Annotated in this window: 25 protein-coding genes; 4 read left to right on the forward strand and 21 right to left on the reverse strand. The window is 68.2% G+C overall.

Translation table 11 applies throughout. From position 1 onward, the window contains the following. Positions 1 to 5: 5 nt before the first annotated feature. The 19 genes from G3W89_RS02320 to G3W89_RS02410 form a co-directional block, all read right to left on the reverse strand. On the reverse strand, positions 6 to 761 hold the full coding sequence (locus tag G3W89_RS02320) for an SDR family NAD(P)-dependent oxidoreductase (protein WP_162572587.1): 756 nt from the start codon (positions 759 to 761) through the stop codon (positions 6 to 8). Continuing rightward, the gene (locus G3W89_RS02325; protein WP_162572588.1) at positions 758 to 1,696 is read right to left on the reverse strand and encodes an NAD(P)-dependent oxidoreductase; all 939 of its coding nucleotides are present in this window, start codon (positions 1,694 to 1,696) and stop codon (positions 758 to 760) included. Before G3W89_RS02325 ends, G3W89_RS02320 begins: the two co-directional genes overlap by 4 nt. Continuing rightward, the gene (locus G3W89_RS02330) at positions 1,693 to 2,679 is read right to left on the reverse strand and encodes a Bug family tripartite tricarboxylate transporter substrate binding protein (protein WP_162572589.1); all 987 of its coding nucleotides are present in this window, start codon (positions 2,677 to 2,679) and stop codon (positions 1,693 to 1,695) included. Before G3W89_RS02330 ends, G3W89_RS02325 begins: the two co-directional genes overlap by 4 nt. A 22-nt stretch (positions 2,680 to 2,701) precedes the next feature. Further along, on the reverse strand, positions 2,702 to 3,385 hold the full coding sequence (locus G3W89_RS02335) for a glutathione S-transferase family protein (RefSeq protein WP_162572590.1): 684 nt from the start codon (positions 3,383 to 3,385) through the stop codon (positions 2,702 to 2,704). Beyond that, the gene (locus G3W89_RS02340; RefSeq protein WP_162572591.1) at positions 3,382 to 4,296 is read right to left on the reverse strand and encodes a TauD/TfdA dioxygenase family protein; all 915 of its coding nucleotides are present in this window, start codon (positions 4,294 to 4,296) and stop codon (positions 3,382 to 3,384) included. Before G3W89_RS02340 ends, G3W89_RS02335 begins: the two co-directional genes overlap by 4 nt. A gap of 18 nt (positions 4,297 to 4,314) precedes the next feature. Next, a complete protein-coding gene (locus tag G3W89_RS02345; RefSeq protein WP_162572592.1) occupies positions 4,315 to 5,457 on the reverse strand; it encodes a mandelate racemase/muconate lactonizing enzyme family protein in 1,143 nt (380 codons plus the stop codon). Further along, the gene (locus G3W89_RS02350; protein ID WP_162572593.1) at positions 5,454 to 6,431 is read right to left on the reverse strand and encodes a Bug family tripartite tricarboxylate transporter substrate binding protein; all 978 of its coding nucleotides are present in this window, start codon (positions 6,429 to 6,431) and stop codon (positions 5,454 to 5,456) included. Before G3W89_RS02350 ends, G3W89_RS02345 begins: the two co-directional genes overlap by 4 nt. A 73-nt stretch (positions 6,432 to 6,504) precedes the next feature. Beyond that, the gene (locus G3W89_RS02355) at positions 6,505 to 7,593 is read right to left on the reverse strand and encodes a Gfo/Idh/MocA family protein (protein WP_162572594.1); all 1,089 of its coding nucleotides are present in this window, start codon (positions 7,591 to 7,593) and stop codon (positions 6,505 to 6,507) included. A 55-nt stretch (positions 7,594 to 7,648) separates the two neighbouring features. Next, positions 7,649 to 8,560 carry a LysR substrate-binding domain-containing protein gene (locus G3W89_RS02360; protein ID WP_162572595.1) on the reverse strand — a complete coding sequence of 304 codons (912 nt, stop codon included), beginning with the start codon at positions 8,558 to 8,560 and terminating at the stop codon, positions 7,649 to 7,651. A gap of 74 nt (positions 8,561 to 8,634) precedes the next feature. Continuing rightward, the gene (locus tag G3W89_RS02365; RefSeq protein WP_162572596.1) at positions 8,635 to 10,047 is read right to left on the reverse strand and encodes an FAD-binding oxidoreductase; all 1,413 of its coding nucleotides are present in this window, start codon (positions 10,045 to 10,047) and stop codon (positions 8,635 to 8,637) included. Next, entirely contained in the window at positions 10,044 to 10,847 is an 804-nt protein-coding gene (locus G3W89_RS02370; RefSeq protein WP_162572597.1) for an ABC transporter permease, read from the reverse strand. Before G3W89_RS02370 ends, G3W89_RS02365 begins: the two co-directional genes overlap by 4 nt. A gap of 7 nt (positions 10,848 to 10,854) precedes the next feature. Further along, entirely contained in the window at positions 10,855 to 11,688 is an 834-nt protein-coding gene (locus tag G3W89_RS02375; RefSeq protein WP_162572598.1) for an ABC transporter permease, read from the reverse strand. Beyond that, positions 11,685 to 12,671 carry an ABC transporter substrate-binding protein gene (locus G3W89_RS02380; protein ID WP_162572599.1) on the reverse strand — a complete coding sequence of 329 codons (987 nt, stop codon included), beginning with the start codon at positions 12,669 to 12,671 and terminating at the stop codon, positions 11,685 to 11,687. The genes G3W89_RS02375 and G3W89_RS02380 overlap by 4 nt, the downstream gene beginning before the upstream one ends. Positions 12,672 to 12,723: 52 nt before the next feature. Next, positions 12,724 to 13,473, reverse strand: a complete 750-nt coding sequence (locus tag G3W89_RS02385; RefSeq protein ID WP_162572600.1) for an ABC transporter ATP-binding protein — start codon at positions 13,471 to 13,473, stop codon at positions 12,724 to 12,726. A gap of 61 nt (positions 13,474 to 13,534) precedes the next feature. After that, positions 13,535 to 14,266, reverse strand: coding sequence for an SDR family oxidoreductase (locus G3W89_RS02390; RefSeq protein WP_162572601.1), 732 nt, complete (start codon positions 14,264 to 14,266; stop codon positions 13,535 to 13,537). Next, positions 14,263 to 15,630 (reverse strand): metal-dependent hydrolase family protein, encoded by a 1,368-nt coding sequence (locus tag G3W89_RS02395; protein WP_162572602.1) that lies wholly within the window; start codon positions 15,628 to 15,630, stop codon positions 14,263 to 14,265. Before G3W89_RS02395 ends, G3W89_RS02390 begins: the two co-directional genes overlap by 4 nt. Positions 15,631 to 15,673: 43 nt before the next feature. After that, positions 15,674 to 16,786, reverse strand: coding sequence for a CobW family GTP-binding protein (locus tag G3W89_RS02400; protein WP_232076784.1), 1,113 nt, complete (start codon positions 16,784 to 16,786; stop codon positions 15,674 to 15,676). Positions 16,787 to 16,903: 117 nt separating this feature from the next. Then, positions 16,904 to 17,806, reverse strand: coding sequence for a LysR substrate-binding domain-containing protein (locus G3W89_RS02405; RefSeq protein WP_162572604.1), 903 nt, complete (start codon positions 17,804 to 17,806; stop codon positions 16,904 to 16,906). A 268-nt stretch (positions 17,807 to 18,074) separates the two neighbouring features. After that, on the reverse strand, positions 18,075 to 18,371 hold the full coding sequence (locus tag G3W89_RS02410; RefSeq protein ID WP_162572605.1) for a hypothetical protein: 297 nt from the start codon (positions 18,369 to 18,371) through the stop codon (positions 18,075 to 18,077). A 171-nt stretch (positions 18,372 to 18,542) separates the two neighbouring features. On the opposite strand from G3W89_RS02410, the gene G3W89_RS02415 reads away from it, so the two are divergent. Genes G3W89_RS02415 through G3W89_RS02430 form a run of 4 tightly spaced genes read left to right on the forward strand, consistent with a single transcriptional unit; the run spans position 18,543 to position 23,545 of the window. Further along, the gene (locus tag G3W89_RS02415) at positions 18,543 to 19,703 is read left to right on the forward strand and encodes a mandelate racemase/muconate lactonizing enzyme family protein (RefSeq protein WP_162572606.1); all 1,161 of its coding nucleotides are present in this window, start codon (positions 18,543 to 18,545) and stop codon (positions 19,701 to 19,703) included. Between the two features lie 29 nt (positions 19,704 to 19,732). After that, on the forward strand, positions 19,733 to 20,872 hold the full coding sequence (locus G3W89_RS02420; protein ID WP_162572607.1) for a M24 family metallopeptidase: 1,140 nt from the start codon (positions 19,733 to 19,735) through the stop codon (positions 20,870 to 20,872). A gap of 34 nt (positions 20,873 to 20,906) precedes the next feature. Then, entirely contained in the window at positions 20,907 to 22,346 is a 1,440-nt protein-coding gene (locus tag G3W89_RS02425; RefSeq protein WP_162572608.1) for an amidohydrolase family protein, read from the forward strand. Beyond that, a complete protein-coding gene (locus G3W89_RS02430) occupies positions 22,346 to 23,545 on the forward strand; it encodes an amidohydrolase family protein (RefSeq protein ID WP_162572609.1) in 1,200 nt (399 codons plus the stop codon). The genes G3W89_RS02425 and G3W89_RS02430 overlap by 1 nt, the downstream gene beginning before the upstream one ends. Here the strand turns inward: G3W89_RS02430 and G3W89_RS02435 are convergent. Together G3W89_RS02435 and G3W89_RS02440 are read right to left on the reverse strand one after the other, a co-directional pair. Next, entirely contained in the window at positions 23,510 to 24,547 is a 1,038-nt protein-coding gene (locus tag G3W89_RS02435) for a CobW family GTP-binding protein (RefSeq protein WP_162572610.1), read from the reverse strand. The genes G3W89_RS02430 and G3W89_RS02435 overlap by 36 nt on opposite strands. Positions 24,548 to 24,549: 2 nt before the next feature. Then, positions 24,550 to 25,020: a RidA family protein gene (locus G3W89_RS02440; protein WP_162572611.1), complete on the reverse strand. Its 471-nt coding sequence runs from the start codon at positions 25,018 to 25,020 to the stop codon at positions 24,550 to 24,552. Between the last annotated feature and the right edge of the window lie 25 nt (positions 25,021 to 25,045).

Consider the following 25,045-nt stretch of genomic DNA (forward strand, 5'->3'; position numbering starts at 1 on the left):
CGGTTTCAGATCATCGTCGCGCCGCCGTTCACGTCCATCGTGATCCCCGTGACATAGCTGGCTTGCGGCGAGGCGAGCCAGACGACGGCGTTCGCGATCTCCTGCGGCTGGGCGAGCCTTCCCAGCGGCGTCGTGCGCTGGATGTGCGCGATCCGCTCGGCCGAGCGGATCCCCAGTGTTCGCGGCGTCTCGACATTCGCGGGCGCGACGGCGTTCACGGTGATCCCGTGCGGTCCGAGATCGCGCGCGGCCTGCCGGGTCAGTGCCAGCATGCCGCCCTTGGCGGCGGTGTAGTGCGGCGGATTCGGGTTCACGCCGCTGCGCGCCGCCATGCTGGACAGCGAGACGAAGCGTCCGAAGTTGCGCTCCATCATGTGCGGCGCGGCGGCCTTGAGCAGATAGAACATCGAGCGCAGATTCGAATTGACCACCGGGTCCCATGCCTCGACCGGGCAGTCGATGAGGCTGACGTACGCGGGGAAGCCGCCGGCGGAATGAACCACGATGTCCAGTCGCCCGTGCGCCTTGGCGAACCCGTCGATGGCATCGCGGGTCTGCTCCCAGCTGCCCAGGTCCACGATGCGCACCTCGGCGCGTCCGCCTTCCTCGGTGATGGCGCGCGCGCTCTCTTCGGCGCCTTCGCGGTTCATGTCCATGATGCAGACGATGGCGCCTTCCCGCGCCAATGTCGCGGCCGTCGCGGCGCCGATGCCGGTGGCCGCGCCGGTGACGATGGCCGTCCGTCCTTCGAATTGATTCACTGTGCTTCCTTTTCAGTTGGAGGGATCTGGCGCTCGATGGCGCCGATGATGATGGCGTTGTCCAGGTGGGCCTCGCCGCGATCGATGCACTCGGCCATCAACGCGCGGTAGCGGCGGGCGAAGGGCAGGCCGAGGCCCACCTGCTCGCCCAGGCCGACGATCAGCGAGAAATCCTTGTGGCTCTGGTCGACCCGGCTTTGCGGCGGCTCGAAGCGGCGGTGCAACATGAGCGGACCCTTCACGTCCATCACTTGCGAGTAGGCGGCCGAACCCTTCAGCACCTCCAGAAAGCGCGCGGGGTCGAGGCCCAGCGCGCCCGCGAATGCCAGTCCTTCGGCCAGCGCGGCGCGGTTGACGCCCAGCACGAGGTTGATCGCCAACTTGGCCCGGCTCGCGTCGCCGAAGACCGGGCCGAGGTAGGGGTGCTGCCGGCAGATCGCCCGCATGAGGTCGCCGCGCCTTTCGTTGACGGCTTCGCGGCAGGCGACCAGCCCGACCGCCTGCCCGTCCGCGAACTGTCGGCTCGATCCCGAGATGGGCATTTCGATGAAATCGTGGCCGCGCGACTCGACCTCGCGGCCCAGCGCCGCCATGTCGGCCGGATCGCAGGTGCTGGTGCAGACCACCGTGAGGCGCCGTGCCGATTCGCCGCCTTCGCCCGGCGCGCGCTGCGGCAAGGCCTGCGCCACGTCACGCGCCTGCGCGGCATTGAAGACGCACAGCACGACGTCCGTGGCCACGTCGAACAGCGCGGCCAGGCTCTCGCAGGCTTGCCCGCCATTCGCGGCCAGCCGGCTGCGCTTGGCCGGGTCGATGTCGTAGCCCGCCGTACGGGTGCCCGCCGCGAGGAGGCGCGTCGCCAGTGCCTGCCCCATGAGCCCGAGCCCGACCACGCCGACCGTCCCGCCGACGACTGCGTCCGCGGGCTCGCTCATTCGGGCTTCAGGTCCAGCGCCTTGACCAGCGCGGTCCAGACCTGCGTCTCTTCGTGCAGTTGCCGGGAGAACTCCTGCGGCGACTGGCTGACCTTCACCTCCATCCCGCCGCGGGCGATGGTCTCGCGCACCGCCGGCATGTTCGCGACTTCCGCGAACTCCTTGAACAGCCGGTCCCGAATCCTGTCCGGCGTGCCCTTGGGCAGGAACATGCCCGCCCAGTTGCTCATGCCGAAGCCGGGCACGGTCTCGCTCACGGCCGGGAGGTCGGGCAGCAGCTTGCTGCGGGTCGGCGTGGTGACCGCGATAGCGCGCACCTTGCCGCTGGCCAGCATCGGGCCGGCCGCGGCCTGCGTGGCGAAGGCGACGTCCAGGCGCTCGGTCGCGAGGTCGGCCATCGCGAGGCCGCCGCCCTTGTAGGGAACGTGTTCCATCGGCAGCCCGGTCTTGAGCTTGAACATCTCGCCGCCCAGGTGGTCCGCCGAGCCGACGCCCGAGGTGCCGAAAGTGATCGGCCGGTTCTGCTGCCGGGCCCACGTGACGAACTCGGCGACGTTGCGGTAGGGCCGCGGCGCGGGCACGACGATGACGTTGATGATCTCGGCAAGGTTCGCGATCGGGACCAGGTCCTTCATCGGGTCGTAGGTCAGGCCCGGCACCAGCGCGAGCGCCACCGAGGTCGACGACGGCGTCGCGACCAGCAGCGTGTAGCCGTCGCCGGGCGATTTGGCGGCGACCTCGGTGCCCAGCCGCGCGCCGGCGCCGGGCTTGTTGTCGATCACCATGCTTTGACCGAGGCGTTGCTGCATCGGCTCCGAGAGCGCGCGCGCCACCGTGTCGAGCGCGCCGCCCGCCGGGAAGGGCACCACGACCTTGATGGGCCTGCTCGGCCAGCCGCCCTGGGCCATGGCCAGGGACGGCAGGGCGCCGAGTGCGGCCAGCATCTGCACGATGCGGCGCCGGTGGAAGGTTGGATCGGTCATTGCATTTGTCTCCTGGTGGATCTCAGACTGCGTCGGGCGCGAACCGTGCCACGCGCCGCTCGAAGGCCCGCCGCCCGGCCAGCCGGCCGTGATAGCGCAATAGCGCCGGAAAGCGTTCGCCCGTGTCGTCGAGCCGCGCCCACTTGTCGACCATCACGCCGAAGGCGAAATCCGCCATGGTGAGGGCCTCCCCGGCGATGTAGGGCGTGCGGGTCAGCTGCTGTTCGGCGATGCGCAGGATGTCGTGCACCTCGCGCGTCATGCGCTGCACCAGCGCGTCGTCCTGGTCGGCCTTCGGCGTGCGGGCGCGATAGATGTAGTAGGTGCGAAAGGTCGGGTAGTAGAGGGTGGTCGCAGCCCAGTCCATCCATTGGTCCGCGATCGCCCAGGCGCGGATGTCGGCCGCACCGAGCGCACCCTGGCCGTGTTGCGCGCAAAGGAAGCGGATGATCGCGTGCGATTCCCAGAGCGCGAAGTCGCCGGCCTGCAGCACCGGGATGCGGCCGTTCGGATTCATGGCGAGAAACGCCGGCTCCTTGTTGCGCCCGTGGTGCTGGCCGGCGTCGATGCGCTCGAAGTCGTCGATGCCGAGTTCGTCCAGGCACCACAGCACCTTCTGCACGTTGAACGCCGCCTCGCGCCCCCACAGCCGCAGGCCCGACAGCGAGATCTCGCCGGAGGGCTTGGCCTGAACGGCGTCGCTCATGCAGGCTGCGCCTCGACGACGGCGCGCGCGCGCGGGTGCGGCGGCCGGCTGTGGGCGTCGGGCGCGCGAAGCGGCCGGTCGCCCTTGACCTGCGCGGCATGCAGGATGCGCTCCTGGCGCGCGTCGAACGGGCCGCGCCGGTGCAGCGTGCAGCGGTTGTCCCAGAGCACCACGTCGCCCTGCCGCCAATGGTGCTCGTAGGTGAAGCGATCCTGGGTGGCGTGCTGCCACATCGCATCGAGCAGCCGGTCGGACTCGCCGGCGGGCAGGCCGTCGATGGCGTGCGCCAGCCGCCGCCCGAGGAACAGCGAGTTCGCCCCGGTTTCGGAATGGGTGTTCACGATCGGATGGACCGGGCCGCTGCTCTCTCCCGGCTTCGCGCCCATGCGCAGGTTGCGGTTGGTGTCGTAGGCGGTGTCGTGCCTGATTGCCCGCTGCAGCGCGACCTGTCGCAGGTCCGGCGGCAAGGTGTCGAACGCCGCGTACATGTTGGCGAACCAGGTCGTGCCGCCGGCCTCGGCGGGCGGGATCTTCACGCCGTGCAGCACGCGCATGCCGCCGACGACTTCCTTGAACGAGTAGTCGCTGTGCCAGACCACCTCGCCATCGCCAAGCTCGCCGATCGGCAGCCCGTTGACCTTGACGTTGGAGACCACGGTAATGGCCGGCGGCGCATCGCTCACCTGGTGGCCCGAGCGTTCGTGCGCGGCGGGCGGCAGCATCAGCTCGCCGAAGCGCGAGGCCAGCCGCAGCAGGTCGTCGTCGCCGATCTTCTGGCCGCGAACCAGCAGCAGCAGGTGGTCGAGGTAGGCCTGGTAGAGCATCTGGAAATCGGCCTCGGGGATCTCGCGGGTCAGGTCCAGGCCGACCACCTCGGCCCCCAGCGCGTTCGGCAGGGCAATGATCTTCATCTGAAAGTCTCCTTGTTCTCAGCGCACACGATAGCGATCGATCTTGGCCTCGTCGACCTCGATGCCCAGCCCCGGCCCCGACGGAATCGCCAGCGCGCCGCCGGTGGGCAGCAGGGGCGTGACGACCAGGTCGTCGGCCAGGTAGTGGTTGGTCAGGTTGATGCCCCAGTCGAGGTTGCACATGACCGCGCCGAGCTGCGCGAGGCCGGCGCAGCCGATGCTGGATTCGCCCACCTTGCAGGCCAGGTTGATGTGCAGCCCGAGCTGCTCGCACAAGTGGGAGGCGTGGACCACCGCCGACAGTCCGCCGAACTTGATGGTCTTCAGGTTCACGCCCGCCACCGCCTGCGCCTCGGCCAGCGCCATGACATCGGCGGCCGAGCCGACCGATTCGTCGGCGCACATCGGGATCGACACGCGCGCGGCCAGCCGCGCCATGCCGCGCAGGTCGTCGCTGCGCAGCGGTTGCTCCAGGAACAGCAGCTTCTGGTCCGCGACCTGGGCGCAATAGTCCAGCACGTCCTGCGCATCCAGCCCCATGTTGCCGTCGGCGCACAACACGACATCCCAGCCGAGCGCCTCGCGCAGCAGCCGCGTGCTGCGCACTTCCTCCGAAAGCGGCTTGACGCCGACCTTGATCTTGAAGAAGTCGACACCGTCGGCGCGCCGGGCCTTGGCCTCGTCCACGTCGTCTTCCACGCTGTCGTTGCCCAGCAGGTGCATGGGGCGCACCACGTCGCGCCGGGCGCCGCCGAGAAGCTCGTAGACGGGCACCTTCAGGAGCCGGCCGCACAGGTCGAGCAGCGCTTCCTCGACCGCGCACTTGGCGCCGGTATTGCGCAGCATCGCGCGGTCCACCCGCGTCATCAGGCCGACGCGGTCGAGCGGATTCTGGCCGCCGAGCAGCGGGCAGAACACCTGGGTCGCCGCAGTGAGCATGCTGCCCTGCAGGTCGCCGGTCATGGTCGGGGCCGACGCGGCCTCGCCCCAGCCCACGCTGCCGTCCTCGGCCTCGATGCGCACCAGCAGGTTCTCGGCGTGCGTCAGGCGCACGCCGGCCATCCGCATCGGCTTGCGCAGCGGGATCGACACCGCCATCGCGTCCGCGCGGCGAATGCGCGGCGCCCGTGCGCCGAGGGGAAGCCTCAGGTCCTGGCTCATGGCTGTATCCGGATGTTGAGGTCCTTGGCGACCTTCACCCAGCGCGCGATGTCCTGTTCGAGGTAGCTGCGCGCTTGCGCCGGATTCAGCGGCATCGCGACCGCGCCGACGCGATCGAGCGAGGTGCGCATGTCGTCCCGCGCCAGCGCCTCGCGCACCGCGCGCGACAAGCGTTCGACCACCGCGGGCGGCGTGCCTTTCGGAGCGAAGAGGCCGTACCACGATCCGATCTCCAGCCCGGGCACGCCGGCCTCGGCCAGCGTCGGCAACTCGGGAAACACCGGCGTCCGGCTGGTGCCGCCGGTGGCGATGCAGCGCACCCGGCCGCTCTTGGCGTGCGGTGCCACGCTGGGGATCGAGTCCATGGTCATGGAGATCTGGCCGCCCATCACGTCGACCATCGCATTCGGCAGGCCCTTGTACGGCACATGCTGGATCTCGATGCCCAGCCTGCTCTTGAGCGCCTCGAACCCCAAGTGGGTGGAACTGCCCAGGCCCGAGGAGCCGTGCGTCAGCTTGCCGGGCTGCGCCTTGGCGAGCGCGGTCAGCTCGCCCAGGCTGGTGGCCGGGATCGCGGGGTTCAGGCACAACAGGAAGGGCGCGTTGCCGAAGATCGCCACCGTCTCGAAGTCGTTCAACGGGTGGTAGGCCAGGCCTTCGATGGTGGCGAAGTTGGTGGCGTGGGTGCCGGTGGTTCCCAGCAGCAGCGTCTGGCCGTCCGGCCGGGCGCCGGCCACCTCGCGCGATCCGACGATGCCCGAGGCGCCGGCCTTGTTGTCGATCACCACCGTCTGGCCAAGGATCTGGCCCATCGTTCGACCGATCTCCCGGCCCATGAAATCGGCGCCGCCGCCGGCAGTGAACGGCACCACGAGCCGGATGGTGCGTGTGTTGTCCTGCGCCTGCAACGCCGCCGGCGCGGCCAGAAGCGGCAACAGCAGCGCCATGGCGAGGCGCCTTATCGATGCATGCATGGGTGCTTGTCTCCTGCTTGTTTTTTTGGGAGCTTCCAATGTGCCGCGCAGCCGGCCATTGATCAAATGATCTTCATGTATGCGAGCCAATGTTCCTGTCTATGGGTGCGCCCTTCGCCAGGCCCTGGCGGACGAACTCGCGCAGGTCGACCCGCGCGCCCTGGTGCCGGTCGGAATGACGCGCGGCCTCGACCATGCCGAGGATCTCGATGCCGTAGTCCGCATCGAAATCCGGCTGGGGCCTGCCTCCGATCGCCTCTGCGAATCGCTCGAGTTCGTCCTGGAACATGTCGCCCGCGGCCACCGGAAGGCGCTCCGCCTGGTGGAAGGCCTGACCCTGGCGCTGCAGCGTCAGCGTGGCGGACTCGTGCAGCCGCCCGGCCGTCGGCCACAGGGTCTGGTCGATGCGGTAGTGCATGGTGGCGCGCGTGCCCACCACGCGAATGTCGAACACGCCCGCGGCGGTCCACGAGCTGCCGATGCTGCCCAGGGCACCGCTCTCGAACACCAGCGACAGCAGCCACTGGTCTTCCACCTCCGGCCGCGCCGGCGATCTGCGGGCGGAGGTCGCGCCGACGCTGGCCACCGGACCGCCCAGGAAGCGCTGCACGTCCAGCTGGTGGATCGCGATCTGGCTCAGCGGACCGCCGGGCGCCTTGTCCTGGTACCAGCGCCAGTCCTCGCGCGTGAGGGAAAGGGCGCGCGGATTGAAGAAGTGGCCCTCGAGCAGGCAGAGGTCGCCCAGCTCGCCCGCATCGATGTGCTGCCGGATCGCCTGCACGCCCGCCAGCAGCTTGGCGCAATGGCCGACGAAGACGCGCACGCCCGCCGCCTCGCAGGCCGTGCGCAGGGACAGCGCCTCGTCCAGCCGCTGCGTGATCGGCTTCTCGATGTAGACGTGCTTGCCGGCCTCCGCGCAGCGCAGCGCGTATTCCAGGTGCAGCTCGTTCGGCACCGTGAGGATGATCCCTTGCAGCGCCGGGTCTGCGAGCAGATCCTCCACCCGGTCCGGGCAGTCGATGCCGAAGTCGCTCGCAAAGCTCGCCCGGGTTCCGGCCGACCGGCTGAAGCCGCGCGTGATCCGGAGCTTGTCCGAGCTTGCCGCCGCGCGGGCCAGCACGCCCGCCCATTTGCCGAGTCCGATGATGCCCAGCTCGATCATGTGCCTGGCCTTTCGTGAGTGAAGTGCATGTCGATGGCGCGGGCCGTCGCGCCGGTCATTGCTTGAGCGACTCGGGCCGCTGCGCACCCGCGCCGCTTCGGTTCGCGGTGCGCACCATCTCGAGGATGACCTTCGCGGCAGGTGGCAGGCCGGTCCCGCGCCGCGTGAAGATGCAGGCGATGCGCCGCAACACAGGGCGGATCGGCACGGCCACCAGCGGCCCGGTGCGGCTGGCCATGCGCGTCGCGAGGATGGTGCCGAGGCGGGTCTTCGCCGCCATCTGCAACAACGCGTCGATCGAGTTGAGTTCGAGCTTCACCATCGGGCGGCAGGACGCCTCCGCGAAGGCCGCATCGACCAACTTGCGCGAGACGAAGCTGCGCGGCAGCAGCGCGAGCGGCACCTCGCCGAGTTCGCCGAGGCCGATCGACTTCCGCCCGGCGAGCGGATGCTCCCGGACGACGATCAGCGCCAGCTCTTCCTCGAACATTTCCTCCAGTGCCACCAGCTCGCTGTGCGCGGGCCCGTAGGCCACCCCGAAGGAAAGTTCGCCATCGCGCACCTGGCGCTCCAGTTCGGCCGTGGGCAGCTCCAGCACGTTCAGCTCGATGCCGGGGTACTCGGCCTGGAAGCGCGAGAGCACCGGCGGGAGAAGCGTGTTGGTGAACGACGAGACCACCCCGAAGGCCAGCCGTCCCTCGCGCAGCCCCTGGAAGGCGCGCACCGCGGCCTTGCCGTCCTCGGCCTCGCGCAGCGCGCGGCCGGCATAGGCGGTGAAGATCTCGCCGGCGCCAGTCAGCCGCACGCTGCGGGCACCGCGCTCGAACACCTCGCATCCCAGCTCGTCCTCGAGTTGGCGGATCTGGTGCGACAGCGTGGGCTGCGTGATGCACAACTCGTCGGCGGCGCGCGTGAAGCTGCCGAGCTTCACCACGCTGACGAAGTAACGCAGGTGCCTCAGCTCCATCGTCGGCTCCGTCGGGGCCTGTCACGGCGCTGCATCGGCCTGGCCGGCAGACCCGCCCGCGCCGGATGGCCGCGTCATAGCACCTTGCCCGGGTTCATCAGCCCCCGCGGGTCCAGTGCCTGCTTGATCGTGCGCATCAGCTCGATCTCGATCGCGCTCTTGTAGCGCACCAGCTCGGCACGCTTGGCCTGCCCGACGCCATGCTCGGCGCTGAAGCTTCCGTTGAAGCGCTCCACCACCGGGTAGACCGCTTCCGAGACGCCGCGCGGCCAGTCGGCTCCATCGGGCGGCGAGGTCGCGTTGAAGTGCAGGTTGCCGTCTCCCAGGTGGCCGAAGCAGAGCATCTCGGCGCCCGGATGCCGCGCCGCCAGTTCCTCGGCAGCGGCCTCGATGAACGCCGGCACGTCCGCGGTCGCGACCGCGATGTCGGAACGGAACGCCGGTCCGTTTGCGACCGTGGCCTCGGGGATCGTCTCGCGCAGCCGCCACAGGCCGTCGGCCTGCGCCATCGTGCCCGCCACGATCGCGTCGTCCGCGTCGCCGGCGGCCAGCGCGTCCGCCAGGACCTGCTCCAGGCCCTCGCGCAGTGTCGCCTCCTCGCCGCCGCCCGCCAGCTGCATCAGCACGTACCAGGCGTGCCGCTGCTCGAAGGGGTCGCGTTCGCCGCGATGCCGCACCACCAGGTCCAGGCACTTGCGGCCGATCAGCTCGAACGCGCTCAGGTGCGTGCCGCAGGCCCCCTGCAAGCGGGCGAGCAGGCGCACCGCGGCGGCGGGATCGGCAACGCCGACGAATGCCGTCGCGCTGCTCGGCGCCGCCGGATGCAGCTTGAGCACGGCGCGCGTCACGATGCCGAGCGTTCCCTCGGCGCCGATGAAAAGGTGCTTGAGGTCGTAGCCCCGGTTGTCCTTGCGCAGGCCGCGCAGTCCGTCCCACACGCGGCCGTCCGGCAGCACGACCTCGAGGCCGAGCACCAGGTCGCGCGTGTTGCCGTAGCGCAGCACGTTGATGCCGCCGGCGTTGGTCGAGATATTGCCGCCGATCTGGCAGCTGCCCTGCGCGGCCAGGCTCAACGGGAACAGGCGGCCGGCCTCCAGCGCCGCCTGCTGCGCCACCTGCAGCACGCAGCCCGCCTGCAGCGTCATGGTGAGGTTCAGCGGATCGACCGACAGCACACGGTTCATGCGCGACAGCGAGAGCACCACCGCTTGCCCGCTCTCGTCCGGCACGGCACCGCCGCACATGCCGGTATTGCCGCCCTGCGGCACGACCGCCACGCCCGCCTCTGCGCAGAGCCCGACGACGCGCGAGACTTCATCGGTCGATCCGGGCCGCACCACCGCCAGCGCACGGCCCGAATAGGCGCCGCGCCAGTCGGTGACGAAAGGCACCTGCTCGTCCGGCGCGGTCAGCACGTTGCGCGGCCCGACCACGCCGGCCAGCGCGTCCTTCAATCGATCGGTCACCTGTTCGTCCTCTCTCGTCATTCGCGCCTGGCGCCCATGCCCCAACGCTCGATGGTCGCCGCTTCCAGCCGCTGGAAGACGAATCGCTCGAACAGCACGCCCAGGATGCCGATCAGCAGCAGTGCCGCGAGCATCACGCTGGCATTGAGGAATTCCTTGGCATCGAAGATCACCTTGCCCAATCCCCATTCCGGACTGGCCAGCAGCTCGCCGCCGATCACCGCGATCCACGCGCGGCCGAAGGACAGGCGCAGGCCGGTGATCAGGTAAGGCAGCGTGCCCGGCATGACGACCTTGACGAGCAGCGCGACGGGACCGGCGTTCATCACGGTCGCGGCGCGCAGCCACAAGGGGTTGACGGCCCGCACGCCCATCCACACGTTGAACAGCAGCGGGAAGAGCGCGGCGTACACCACCACCGCCACGGTCGCCGTGTTGCCGATGCCGAACCAGAGCACCACCAGCGGCACCCACGCCAGCGACGGGATCGGCAGCAGCACGTTGAGCGGCGCGCGCAGCAGGTTCTCCCAGCCGGGGTAGCGGCCCATCAGCACCGCCATCGGCACCGCCACGGCGGTGGCGATGCCCATGCCCACGAACACGCGCAGCAGCGTGGCGCCGGTGTGCCTGGCCAGGCTGCCGTCCGCCAGCGAAGCGCCGAGCGATTGGAGGATGGCCGCCAGCGGCGGCGTGATCGCCGGGGAGTACATGCCGCTGCGCGCGAAGTATTCCCAGGCGCACAGCAGGACCACCGCGCCTGTGACGCGGCGCAGCAGCCGGCCCATGCCCTGGCTGCCGCCGGCCGAGAGAGTGGAGTTCATGTTTCGTTCAAGCCTTGATCATTCCCCAGCGCACCACGGTGCGCCGTTCGAGCCGTTCGAACAGCTGCTTTTCGAGCAGCACCCCGATCACGCCGATCACCGCGATGGTGGCGAGCATCACGTCGGTGTTGAGGAACTGCTGCGAGCCGAAGATCAGCCACCCGAGGCCCCGATCGACCGACATCAGCATCTCCACCGCGATCAGGATGCGCCATGCGCCGGCCAGCCCGAGGCGCAGACCCGACAGCACCGAGGGCAGCGCGGCGGGCAGCACCACCTTCAGGAACATCGCCGCGTCGCCGGCGCCCATCACGGTGGCCGAGCGTACCCAGATCGGCTTCACGCCCTTGACGCCGCGCCAGGTGTTGATGATGACCGTGAAGCACGATGCGACGCCGACCAGCAGGATCGCCGGCACGTCGCCGAGGCCGAACCACAGCACGAAGAGCGGTGCGTAGGCGATGCCGGGAATCGGATACATGAAGCTCACCACCGGCAGCAGCAGGTCTTCGGCCCAGGGGTGACGGCCCATCAGCAGGCCGAGCGTCACGCCCACCGCCGCCGCGAGCAGAAAGCCCATCGCGAGCCGGTACAGGGTCGCGACGACCGAGGCCAGCAGCGTGCCGTTCGCGGTGATGCGGACCAGCGCGCTGCCGATGGCCTCCAGCGTCGGGAACAGCTTGGCCGGGAAGATGCCCGCGCGCGCGACCGCCTCCCAGGCCACGGCGGCCAGCACGAAGAGCGCGATCGACGCCGCCCAGGTCCGCAGCGGCAGGGCGGGCGTCGTGGCGCGGCGCCGCGGCGGAAGGGTCGCGGCGGGCGGGGCACCCACCGCGCTCATGCCCGGGCCGCTTCAGCGGCGGTGCGGGTTTCGAGCACCCGTTTCCAGTCGGGCGCGGCGTCGATCTGCTTCTGCTTCACCAGGTCGGCCGCGCTCTCGTCGAGGTACTGGACCAGGTTGGGGCGATAGCTCGCGTCGGCGTCGACCTTCGACAGCATCCGGGCCACCACCGGCTCCTTGATATCCATGCCTTGCGACTTGAAATGGTTGAAGACGATCTGCGTGGCGCGTTTCGGGTCCTTCTCGAGGATCCTGGCCGCGGCCAGCCAGCCGCGCATGAACTTGACGAGTTCGGGCTGCCGCTTGTCCACCACCGCGCGGTTGGCCGAGAGGAAGACCGGCTGCATGTCGAAGTCAGCGTAGTCGACCAGCACCGTGCCGATGCCCTCCACCTCGGCGATCGACGGGAACGGCTCGACGCCCGCGAAGGCATCCACCGACTTGCTGACCAGCGAGGCCACCTGGTTCTGGAACGACACGTTGACGCCCTGCACGTCGGCCTTGCCGAGGCCGTACTTCGCCAGGATCTTGTTCTGGAACACGCTGTCGGTGGCGGAGCCGAGCTGCGACGCGACGCGCTTGCCCTTCAGGTCGGCGATGGTCTTGATGCCGCTGTCCTTGGCCGCCACCACCGCGTTCGTGCGCCCGGCGTACATGCAGGCGGCCAGTGCCAGCATGTCGCTCTTGGCCGCGCCCACGATGAAGGGCGTGGCGCCCAGCACGCCGACATCCACCCGGCCGGACACCATCGCATCGCGCGTGCTCTTGCCGTCCGCGAACTGCAGCAGCTGCACGTTGGCGCCCGCCGCTTCGAAGGTCTTCTCCGCCGCCGCGATCATCGCGATCGCGCCCCACGAGGTGTTCTGGTAGCCGACGCGGATAGGCGTGCCCTGCGCCAGTGCCGGCGTTGCCAGCAGCGGACCGGTGGCGGCGAGCGCCCCGATCGCGGCGAGCACCTGGCGTCTCTGGATGTCCTTGGTCATGCGCTTGTCTCCTTCGTTGTTGATGGAACCGATGCCGCGGCGCGGGCGACCTTCAGTGCACGCCGAGCGCGGCGGATATCTCCCGCTGCGCCTCGATGAACTCGGGCGCAAGCGGATCGCGCGGGCGCGGCAGCGTCAGGCGGAACTCGGCCTTCAGCTTGCCCGGGTGCGCCGCCAGCACGATCACCCGGTCGGCCAGGTAGACCGCTTCGGAGATGTTGTGGGTGACGTAGACCACGGTCTTGCGCGTCTTCTGCCAGATGTCCGTCACCAGCCGCTGCATCTCCTCGCGCGTCATGGCGTCGAGCGCGGCGAAAGGCTCGTCCATGAGCAGCACGCCGGGGTTGTAGGCCAGCGCGCGGGCGATCGCGACGCGCTGCTGCATGCCGCCGGACAACTCGTGCGGAAAGGCGTCCGCGAACTTGGTCAGCCCGACCAGCCGCAGGAATTCCATGGCCGTTTCGCGCCGCTCGGCCGTCGGGATCTTCCGCATCTCCAGCCCGAATTCGACGTTGCGCCGCGCGGTGCGCCATGGGAAGAGCTGCGCGAAGTCCTGGAACACCACGCCGCGATTGCTGCCCGCGTCATCGCTGCCATCGCCGATGCGGATGGTGCCCTGCGTCGGATGCAGGAAGCCGACGATCATGTTCATGATGGTCGTCTTGCCGCAGCCGCTCGGGCCGAGCACGCAGACGAATTCGGCGGGCGCGACCTGGAGCGACACATCGTCCACCGCGAGCACCTCGCGGCCGGCGGACTGGTAGCGGTAGGACACGTGCTCGATTGCGATCGCTTCTGCCATGCTGGCTGTCTCCTGTTGTTCGATGCCGATTGCCGGCGGGGCGCCCGCAACGCGCGGCGGCTCACTGCCCGCCGGTGCCCGTGATGCTGGTGCCTCCGCAGACGAAGAGCGACTGCCCGGTGATGAAGCCGCTGCGCTCGTCGAGCAGGAAGCCCACCGCATGCGCGACATCGCCGGGCTCGCCGACGCGGCCGACCAGGATGTTCTCGACAACGGTCTGCCGCTGCACGCTGCCGAACGGATGCCCTCGGTTGAAATGCGTGGTGGCGACCGGGCCGGGCAGCACGGCGTTGACCGTGATGCCGTGCGCCCCGGTCTCGATGGCAACGGTGCGCGTCAGGCCGAGCAGGCCGGCCTTGGCCGACGCGTAGACGCTGCGCGCCGACTTGCCCAGCACCGCCCGCGAGGAGATGTTGACGATGCGCCCGAAGCCGCGCTCCTTCATGCCCGGCACCAGCGCCTGGGTGAGCAGCAAGGCCGCGCCAAGGGTGATGTCGGTCACGTAGCGCAGCTCGTCGATGGTGGCGTCCATCAGCAGCGCCGGGCAGTTGGCGCCGGCGTTGTTCACCAGCGAATCGACCGCATGGCGCTCGGCGATGCGGCGGCCCGCTTCGCGCGTGGCCGCCATGTCGGACAGGTCCGCCGGGTAGAACACGAGCCGCGGATGGCTCTCCCGCGGCGCAGAACGCTGCACGGCGATGACGGTCATGCCGTCTGCCAGCAGCTTCTGCGCGACGGCCTCGCCGATGCCCGAGCTGGCACCGGTGACCACGACGACGCGATCGCGGCTCACAGGTAGTCCACGATCTTCCAGCTGCCGGGCTCGGCGTTCACCACGTTCTTGGTCGACTTGCCCGGCCGGCGGTCGGCATACACCCTGCCTTCCTTCATCACGATCTGGATGTTCTTCTTGTCCTGCAGGCAGCGGATGTCCTGGAGCGGGTCGCCGCCGACTGCGACCAGGTCGGCGATCTTGCCGACCTCGAGCGAGCCGATGTCCTTGTCGAGCTTGATCGCGCGTGCCGCATTGATGGTCGCCGTCTGCAGCGCGTGCATGGGCTTCATGCCGAGGTCGACGTAGAGCGCAAGCTCGGACGCATTGGTGCCCATCTCGGGGTCGAAGCCCATGTCGGTGCCCATCGCGATGTTCACGCCGGCCTTGTACATGGTCTGGAAGGTCTCGAAGCAGTTGTGCTGCAGGCCCTTCATCTTCTTCAGCACGAACTGCGAGGTGCCCTGCTCGCGACGCAGGTCGATGGCATGGTCGGTGCGATGCGACAGCGTGGGCGTGACATAGGTGCCGGTCTTCACGATGGCGTCGACGCTCTCGCTGTCGCAGAACACCATGTGCTCGATGGTGTCGGCGCCGGCCTTCAGGGCCATGCGCTGGGCCTGCGGCGTGAAGCAGTGCACCGCGAGGATCTTGTGGAAGGCGTGGGCCTCGTCGGCAAGGGCGTCCAGTTCCTCCTGCGTCATGTTGCGAATGTCCGGCTCCTCCTTGTCGGTGCCGCCGCCGCCCGAGGCGCAGGTCTTGATGACGTCGCAGCCCTGCAGCAGGTTGGTGCGGGCGAGCTTGCGCAGCTCCCAGGGGCCGTCGGCGGTCTGGAAGCCGATGCGCAACGCGGCGCGCGGCTGGATCAGGTCGAGGTGCGAACCGGTGATCGAGGTGAATGCCGCGACCAGCATGCGCGGCCCCTCGACGATGCCCATCTCGATCGCGTCCCGGATGGCGCAGGCCTCGCGCACCAGCAGCCCGCGCGATGCCGACAAGCCCATGTCGCGCAGCGTCGTGAAGCCCATGTCGAAACACAGCTGCGCATGGAAGAGCCCGTACATCTGCTGCAGCTCGGGCGTGATCTCCCACTGCGCCACCCGGAAGTTGTGGAAGGTGAGGCAGTTGAACATCATGGTGTGCAGGTGCACGTCCAGCATGCCGGGGATGAGGGTCGCGGAGCCGCAGTCCAGCACCTCGGCGTGGTCAGGGACGCGGATCGAATGCTTGTTGCCGATCTGCTTGATGCGGCCGTCTTCGATCACGATCACCGGGTCGTCCACCGGGTCGGCGCCGGTGCAGTCGATCATTTTCTTGCCGGTGACGTAGCGGATCCCGGTCTGCGCGGGCGTGGTCGACTGGACGACGGAGGCGTTCAAGCTCATGGCGGCTGGCTCTTTCTCGTGCGTGGAAAAACGGATCGGAAATTCAGCGTGCGCTCGCGGCTTCCGCCGGTTCGGGCGCGCGCTGGCGGAACAGGGAAATCGTGTCGCGGAAGCGTGCATAGACCTCGGGCCGGATCACCATGTTCCGGAGGTCGCGGCCGCCCTCGAACCGCAGTGCGGCGAAGGTGTCGCGCAGCGCCTGCTCGTCGAGTCCGCGCACGATGAAGACCATGCGCGAGCGGCGGTCATCGTCGGGCCATTGGTCCAGCGGGACCGGTTCGCTCACGATGGTCTGCACGGCGTGGACCGCATAGGGTCGGCCCTCGACGTTGACGATGCCCTTGACGCGCAGCAACCCCGCGCCGCGGAAGCCGGACAGCAGGTGCTGCCACAGCACCAGCCCGGGCACGGTGGCCTCGCCCTCGTGCACCAGCGAGAAGGTGCGCACCGGCGAGCGGTCGTCGGCTGTCGGCGACGCGAAGGCCTCGCTCGCCAGCCACTGGCGGACTTCCGCGAGGCTGCCGCCGGCCTGGTGCGGCGTCCCGTCCAGCAGGCGCGCGTCGAGATCGCCGTGAGCGGCACGGACCTGTCGCGCGCCGGGGTTCAGGGTGCGCAGGCGGGCGGACAGCGCTTCGACGGCCTGTGGCTCGGCGACGTCGACCTTGCTGAGCACCAGCACGTCGGCCACGGCGACCTGCTTGATCGACTGTGCGTACCTGTCGAGGTGCTGCAGCGCGTGCAGGCTGTCGGCCATCGTCAGCACCACGCGCAGCTCGAAGTGGCGGCTGATCTCGGGATCGACCTGCAGCATCTGGATGATCGGGACCGGATCACCGAGGCCCGAGGTCTCGATCAGCACGCGGTCGAAATCGGTCTCGGTGCCGGCGACCCGTCGGTCCAGCAGGTTGAGGAGGCTGGCGGCGACTTCCTCGTGAACGTATTCGCACATGCAGCCGCCATCGACCAGGCGCATGCGCTTGCTCGGGGCCTGGATCAGCACGTGGTCGACGCCGACCTCGCCGTACTCGCTGACCACCACGGCGGCCTGGCCGCAGGCGGGCTTCTTCAGCACCGCATTGACAAGGGTCGTCTTTCCGCTACCGAGAAAGCCAGTGATCACGGCAACGGGAATCCGTTGTGCCGACGGCGAGTTCACATCCAATTTTGTCTCCTGCATCTTTGCAACCGTTCGAGCGGTTGGCGTGCAGGCGACTATAGGAAGAGATGCTCAACGCATCAAATAGACAGACGAAATCGGTCGAATTCTGCTGGTCTATGCATCGTCGTTGGCCGCGCTGGCGCGTGCGTACACGTCGCGGATCATGTCCGCCATGCGCAGCGCGGCGGCGGTGCGATGCCCGTCCTTGCGCCACAGCAATGCCACCCAGCGGCGCGGCGTCGGCGTGAGCAGGCGCACCTTGCTCACGCCCGCGAGCGCATCGATGGCACCCGCTGCGAGCACCGAGGACAGCGCCGTGCTGCGCACGATCGACAGGATGGCCTCGATGGAGTTGACTTCGAGCACCACGTTGGGTGTCGCGCCCAGGTCGCCGAGAAATCGATTGAGCATCTGGCGCGACGAGAACTCGCGCGTGAGCAGGACCATGCGCTCATCGCGCAGCGCCTGCATCTCCACCGAGGGGGCATTGGCGAGCGGATGCGACGGCCCGACGGCAAGCACCAGCTCCTCCTCGAACAGCTTCTCGGCGGCGATGTGCTCGGTGTCCTCGGACACGTAGGCGATCGCAAGATCCAGGCTGCCGTCCAGCAATTCGCGCTCCATCGCGGCACGCGGCAAGAGGCGCGCGACGACTTGAAGGCCGGGGTGCTCCTGTGCGAACTTCGCCAGCACCGAGCTGACCTGCGAGCGCGAGAACGAGTGGAACAGCCCGACGTTCAACGTGCCGCGCAACAACCCTTGCAGTTCGGAGACGGTGTTGATCGCGGCATCCATCTCGACCAGCATCCGCTGCGCATGCGGCAACAGGCCGCGGCCCGCCTCCGTCAAGACCACGACGCGCGGGAAGCGATCGAACAGCACCGCGCCGAGTTCGGTCTCCATCTGCTTGATCTGGTGGGAGAGCGTGGGCTGCGCGATGCCGAGCACCTCCGCGGCTCGCGTGAAGCTGCCGGTGCCGGCGATGGCGACCAGGTAGCGAAGGTGACGCAGTTCCATGAAATCAGAAATCCGACAGGCTCACGCCCAGGGTTTGGAGCCCGAGCCCGCTCCGGCCAGGGCCAGACAGGGGCCATGTCGATCGTTGACTGCTTCTTGCTGCGCGAGATTGAGACCGGAGGTCATGGGGCGGGGTCGGGAAACGAGGGCTGCTGCTCGCGAAGAGCGCGCAAGGATTGCGGCAGGCCGTGAGCGGGCAATGATACGGCCCGCTGTCGGACGGCCGGTCACGCAGGGCTTCCCGGCATTGCCGGTTTCTCTATGCCTGCTATCGCGCTTCCTGCTGCAGGTTGCGCTCGAACCGCTCCAGCAGTGTGTGCATGGTGCGACGCGCTGCGGAGAAGTCTTCTGAACTCTGACGCACGGCCAGATCCTGCTCATAGTCTGCGCGCGTGTCGAATGCGCACTCCCAGCGTACATCCGGACCAGGCCCCTCCAGCTTTGTGAAGATGCGACCGCCCGGCAGCCCGAGGCGCATCCGGATCTCGCTCGCGCGCCGCCGCTGCGCCAAGACCGCCTCGACCTGACCGGGCAGTGCGTAGTAGTTGGTGATTTCGATAACCATGAAGCGGTCTCCTGAGTGGGCAACAGTGGACGCATTGTGGAGACGCGCTGCACCTCGAGCATCGGTGGTTGATCGCTTGACAATCACGATGTTTGATCACACACTGTGATCACAGTACGGGTCCCGCAGATAGGCTGCGCGGACCTCAGCACCCCTGCGAGGAGTTCATCGATGCCGACGATCCGGTCCATAGACACGCTGCTGGTCCAGCTTCCCACGCGACGAGAGCACAAGTGGACCGGTCTGACCGAATCCATCGGCCGCTATCTGCTGACGCGCGTGGTCGACAGCGACGGGCGCATCGGTTGGGGCGAGGCCCCGGCGTTGAAAGATTGGGGGGGTGAGTTCGGCCGCTACTTCGGCGAGTCCACGGCCATCGCCCGGATGGTCATCGAGAAGTACCTCGCCCCTTCGCTCGTCGGCGTCGAACTCGGGAACTTCGCTGAGATGCACGCGCGCATGGACGCGGTGATCCGCGGATATCCGTATGCCAAGGCCGCCGTCGAGTTTGCGGCCTACGACGTCACCGGCCGCTGGCTCGGCCTTCCGGTCCATATGCTGCTCGGCGGCAAGGTGCGCTCACGAATCATGGTGACCCACTCGATCGGGCTGATCCCGATCGCCGAGGCGGAAAAAGAAGTGGCGCAGGTCGCGGCCGAAGGGATCCGGACGATCAAGATCAAGATCGGGGTCGACGCGAAGCGCGACATCGACATGGTGCGCACGGTCCGGGCAGCGGTCGGTGACGATGTCGAACTGTGCGTGGACGCAAACGAAGGCTATCGCACGCCCGGCGAGGCCATCGCCACGGTGCGGGCCATGGAGCCGTACAGACTCAAGTATGTCGAGCAGCCGGTGATGGGCATCGAGCGCATTGCCGAGGTGGCGCGCGCGATCGACCCGCCGGTGATGGCGGACGAGTCGGCCTGGAACGCGCACGACGTGATCCAGATCAGCGAGCACCGCGCAGCGCAGATCGTGTCGATCTACAGCACCAAGCCGGGCGGGCTCTACAAGGCCATGGAAGTCGCGGCCGTATGCCGTGCGGCCGGAATCATCTGCAACGTGAACGGTTCGGTCGAGACCGGCATCGGCAACCTCGCCAACATCCACCTGGCCGCGGCGGCGCCTGCTGCGACCCTGTCCTGCGTGGTCCCGGTGTCCACGCCGGCCGAATGGCAAAACGGCCAGGTCGGAGGCATCTACTACCGCGACGACCTGATCGCCGCGCCGATGAAGCTTGTCGACGGCGGCATCGAAGTCCCGAGCGCGCCCGGCATGGGCATCGATGCCGATCTCGCCAAGATCGAGAAGTACACGGTGCGCGACTGACCCACAACATACATCCAAGGAAGTTCCAGATGCGCAAAGTAATCATCGAGCGGCAGGTCAAGGCGATCGCCGAGCACAAGCTCGACGCCATGGTGTCGTGTTCCCCGGAAAACTACGCCTACGCCACCGGCTTCGTCGTGCCCTCGCAACCACTCATCAGGCACCGCCATGCGATGGCGATCGTCACGGCTGACGGCACGACGGAGCTGTTCTCGGTCGATATGGAAGCCAGCACCGTGAAGCGCCGTGCACCGGAGGTGCCCACGCGCATCTGGGCCGAGTTCACCGACGACGCGATGGTCGTGCTGGCCGACCAACTGGACAAGCTCGGACTCGGGCGCGCGCGCATCGGCATCGAGATGGACTACCTGCCGGCCGGCGACCTGTCGCGACTGCAGAAGGCGCTCCCCGGGGCGCAGTTCGTGCACTGCGAGCAGATCCTCGCGCGACTGCGCCAGATCAAGACGCCGGAGGAGATCGCCTTGCTGCGCCGCCTGTCGCGCATCGCCGATCAGGCCATCACGGACGCGCTCGCGTCGGTCAGGGCCGGCGATTCGGAAATGGACATCGCCGGGCACCTGACCCGCAACGTCTATGCCTTGGGTGCCGAGCACTTCAAGCTGATGATCATCGCGACCGGCGAGCGCAGCGTGCTGCCCAACGTGGGCCCGAGCGAGCGCAGGCTCAAGCCGCGCGACGTCTGCCGCGTCGAGATCTTCTCGGTGATCGACGGCTACCAGGCGGGGGTGTGCCGCACCGCGGTCGTGCACGAGGCGCCTCCCAAGGCGGAGGCCATCTGGCAGCACCTGGTGGACTGCAAGTACCGCATCATGGAAATGGTGAAGCCCGGCGCGAGCTGCCATGCCATCTACGACGCCTTCATTGCCAAGCTGGCCGAAATGGACCTGCCGCCGATCTCCTTCGTCGGCCATGGCATCGGGCTGCACCTGCACGAAGACCCTTACCTGGGCAAGACACCTGTCCTCGGCCGGCCCGGAACCGATGCGCTGATCGAGGAGGGCATGGTGCTCGGCTTCGAACCCCTGTGCTATGAAACGGGGCACGGCTTCGGCATGCAGAACAAGGACATGCTGCTGGTCACGGCCAATGGCTGCGAACTGCTGTCCGACTACGCCGATACCGACAAGCTGCTGGTCGTCAAAGGCTGAGCAGCGGCCCACAATCCCTTCTGGAAAGTTCTCCATGCGCACGCTCATCGAGCACCTTGAATTCGCGTTCCTCGTCGATGCCGACGACACGGTGGTGCGCGACGCCAGCATCCTCCTCGACAACGACCGCATCGTCGACATCGGGCGGGCGGCGGACGTCGCGGCACGACACCGCGGCGAGCACTTCGACCGGGTGATGGACGGGCGCATGCTCGGCATCTGTCCCGGCTTCGTCGACAGCCATGTCCATTTGTCCGAGACCCTGTCACGCGCCGTGTTCCCGGACAACCTGAACACGCGCGCCTGGGTCTTCCACTGGGCCAAGCCGTTCTACGCACACATCACGGAGGAAGACGAGTACTGGGGTGCGTTGCTCGGCATCACCGAGATGCTGCGCAACGGCACCACCTGCTTCATCGACATGGGCTCGCAGTACGACCCAGGCATCACGGTCCGTGCGATGGAGAAGACCGGCATCCGCGGCGTGACCGGCCGGCATGCCGCCGACAATCCGCCGCCCGAACTGCCGCGCGGCTGGACCGAGGAAATGGCGCGGCACCATTTCTTCCCGAATGCACAAGCGGCACTCGCCGAGCTGGAAGCCTGTGTGCGCAAGTACGACGGCGCTCTCGACGGTCGCGTGCGTTGCTGGGTGAACATCGAAGGCAAGGAACCCTGCACGCTCGAGCTCCACGTCGGCGCCCAGAAGCTGGCGGAGCGGCTCGGCGTCGGCACCACCTACCACCTGGCGACCTCGATCGAGGAGGCCAAGGTCTGCGAGGACAAGTATGGTTGCTGGCCGATCACGCGCATCGACCGCGCGGGGGGCATCGGCTCCAACCTGGTCATCGCCCACGGTGCGGCGGTCAGCGACGAGGAAGTGAAGCTGCTCGCGGCCCGCGGCGCCAAGGTCGCGTTCTGCCCGTGCTCCTCGTTCAAGCTCGGCAAGGGCGCGACGGCGATCGGCAAGTATCCCGAGATGGTCGCTGCCGGCGTGACGGTCGGGCTCGGTACCGATGGCGTGTCGGCTGCCGGCAACATGAACCTCATGCGCCAGATGCTGATCGTCGCCGGCATGTTCAAGGACGCACGCATGAAGCCCGACGTGTTCACGGCCCGGCAGGCCCTCAGGGCAGCGACGATCGACGGCGCCAAGGCGGCAATGTGGGACCACGAGATTGGTTCGCTCGAGGTCGGCAAGAAGGCCGACTTCATCCTGTTCGATCTCGATCACATCGAATGGACGCCTTTTCACGATCCGCTGCAGGCACTGGTCTTCTCGGCATCGACAGCGTCGATCTCGCAAACCTGGGTCGACGGCAAGACGCTCTACAGCGAAGGCAAGGTCCACGGGGTGGATGAGCCTGCGCTGCGTCGCAAGGCCAGGGAACTGGCGGCCGCAGCCGTGGAGCGCGCGGGGCTGCACGACGAGGACGTCGAAACCACGACGACGCTGTACGACAACGGCAACTGATGCGGATCCTGCGTTCCGTCGCGCTGATCGATCGCGCGGGCAGTTTCGATCTTGTGCTCGAGGGCGAGCGCGTGCGTGACATCTCGGCCGCCGCGGATGCGGCAGCGCCGCGCTGGCTGGCCATGCCATCGCTGGTCAACCTGCATGCGCATGCCAACCGTGCGTATGCGGCGCCGGCACGGCGTCCGTCGTCGCTCGGCGATGCGGTGGCTTCGGCGAAGCGCGAGCGCGCCAGCGCCACCACCGAGGACATCAGGGCGCGAGCTTCCAAGCTGCTGCGCAGGTCAATCGAGCATGGCGTTTCCTCAGTACGCACGCACACCGACATCGATGTCGTCACCGGCATGCGCGCGATCGACGGGGTGCTGGCGGCCGCATCCGAAGTGACATCGGCGCTCGATGTCGAGATCGTGGCCTTTGCGAGCGCGGCTGCTGATCCGAGTCATCCCGAGACGCGAGCGCTGTTCTCCGAGGCGGTCGGCCGAGGTGCTTCGCTGATCGGCGCCGTGCCGGCGCTTTGCGCCCACCCCGCGCGGGCGCTGGACGCACTGCTCGACACCGCGATGGCGCTGGACGTTCCAGTCGACGTTCATCTCGACGAACATCTCGACGCGCCGGGCGCACTGATCCACCGGCTGGTGGAAGCGACCGAGGCGCGTGGCCTGCAGGGTCGCGTCACGGTGAGTCACGCCTGCGTGCTTTCGGCCCTGCCGTGCGCCGATGTCCGCCGGCTCCTCGACCGGATGGCTGCCGCAGGCATTGTGTTGGTGGTGCTGCCCGAGCTGAATCTCTATCTGCAGGCGCGTGGCGACGGTGCGCCGCGCGTGCGCGGGTTGGCGCCTGTCATCGAGGCGTTGAAGTCGGGTGTCCCGGTTCGTTTCGGCACCGACAATGTCAGGGACTGGTTCTTTCCGTTCGGGGATGGCGACATGCTCGAGACCGGCTTCGTCGGTGCCTTGGCCTCGCAGGTCGATGCCGCGGAGGAACTCGGCGCATTGATCTGCGGCGGCCGGCGGCGCATCGAAGTCGGCGATCTGGCGGACCTGCTGCTGGTACCGGCCTCGTGCTTCGACGATGCACTCGCAAGACGCCCCGCCGGGCGCGTGCTGCTGCGGCGAGGGGAGGAAGTGGGGGCCGCCGCGCGCGGTGCGATGGCAGCGGTCTCAGGCCAGGCTGGTCTCGTAGACGCTGCGGATTGAGTTCTCGATCGCCTGCTGCGTCAGGTCGCGTGCGATGAAGACAATCCAGCCGGGCCCTGCCGAGGCGCCGGGCCATGCCGGCAGGCGCTCGATCGGGTACAGCACGTGCTGCACGCCCTGCACAACGACGGGGCGCGAATCATCGTTCACCGCCAACAGGCCTTTGACGCGCAGGATCGAATCGCCGCGGGCGGCGAGCAGCAGTTGCAGCCATTCGACGAAGGCAGGCCACTCGACCGGCTGCGGGAGCGATACCGTGAACGACTTGATGGCGTCATCGTGTCCTTGTGCGGAAGGCATCGCAGGCGTCCCGTCCGCGCGGTCAAAGACCGGTCCGAGCTGAGGTGCTGCAGCGGCACGCCATTGGCCATCGGCTTCCTTGAGGATCTCGGCGGCCGGCAGCTGCGCCTTGCGCGAGAAGAGCAGGCTCGCCGACGGATTCATCGCCCGCAGCTTGTCGCCCAGCGCGTCGGCTTCGGACTCGCCGACCAGATCGGTCTTGCTCAGGATCAGCCGGTCGGCCATGGCGAGCTGCTGCCTCGCTTCGCGATGACGAGCCAGCGTCTGCTCGCCGTTGACGGCGTCCACCGTCGTGATCACCTGGCCGAGACGGAACCACCGCACGAGCGTGGTCTCGCTCAGGATGGCCTGCATGATCGGTGCCGGGTCCGCCAGTCCGGTGGTCTCGACGACGACACGTGCAAAGGCTGGAATCTCGCCGGTGCGCATCAGGGCATGCAGTTCGGCCAGCGTGGACACCAGGTCGTCGCGCACCGAGCAGCACAGGCAGCCCGAGCTCAGCAGCACGACATCTTCGGCAACCTCGCGCACCAGCAGGTGGTCAAGGCCGACTTCTCCGAACTCATTGATGACGACCGCGGTGTCTGCGAGATCAGGTTCTGCCAGCAGGTGACGCAGCAGCGTGGTCTTGCCGCTGCCGAGGAAGCCGGTCAGCACATGGATCGGCACGCGGCCGTCGGCCGGGAGCCTTTCGTCTTCCATCGTCAGGCCAGCTCGAAAATGGCATCGACCTCGACGGCGACATTGCGCGGCAGCGAATTGCAGCCGACCGCCGCACGTGCATGGCGGCCTGCATCGCCGAACACCTCGACCATGAGGTCGGAGGCGCCGTTGATCACCTTGGGATGCTCGCCGAACTCGGGCGTGGCGTTGACGAAGCCGCCGAGGCGCACACAGCCTGCGACGCCTTCCAGGCTGCCACCCAATGCGGTGCGCAGCTGGGCAAGAATGTTGATGGCGCAAAGTCGCGCCGCCTGCTGCGCTTGCTCGACCGACAAGTCCTTGCCCACCTTGCCCACGTACTGGTCCTTGCCATCGGCAGTCGGGACCTGCCCCGCGATGTAGATCAGAGAGCCGCTCTTGCGGGCGGGAACATAGTTGGCGGCTGGAGCGACTGCCTTCGGCAGTTCGATGCCGAGTTGGGCCAGGCGTGCTTCGGGTCCTTGGGTTGTCATTCTCTGGAGTCCTTGGAGGTGAGTG

This window comes from Variovorax sp. PBL-H6, assembly GCF_901827155.1.
In the GTDB taxonomy this organism is placed as follows: Bacteria; Pseudomonadota; Gammaproteobacteria; order Burkholderiales; family Burkholderiaceae_C; genus Variovorax.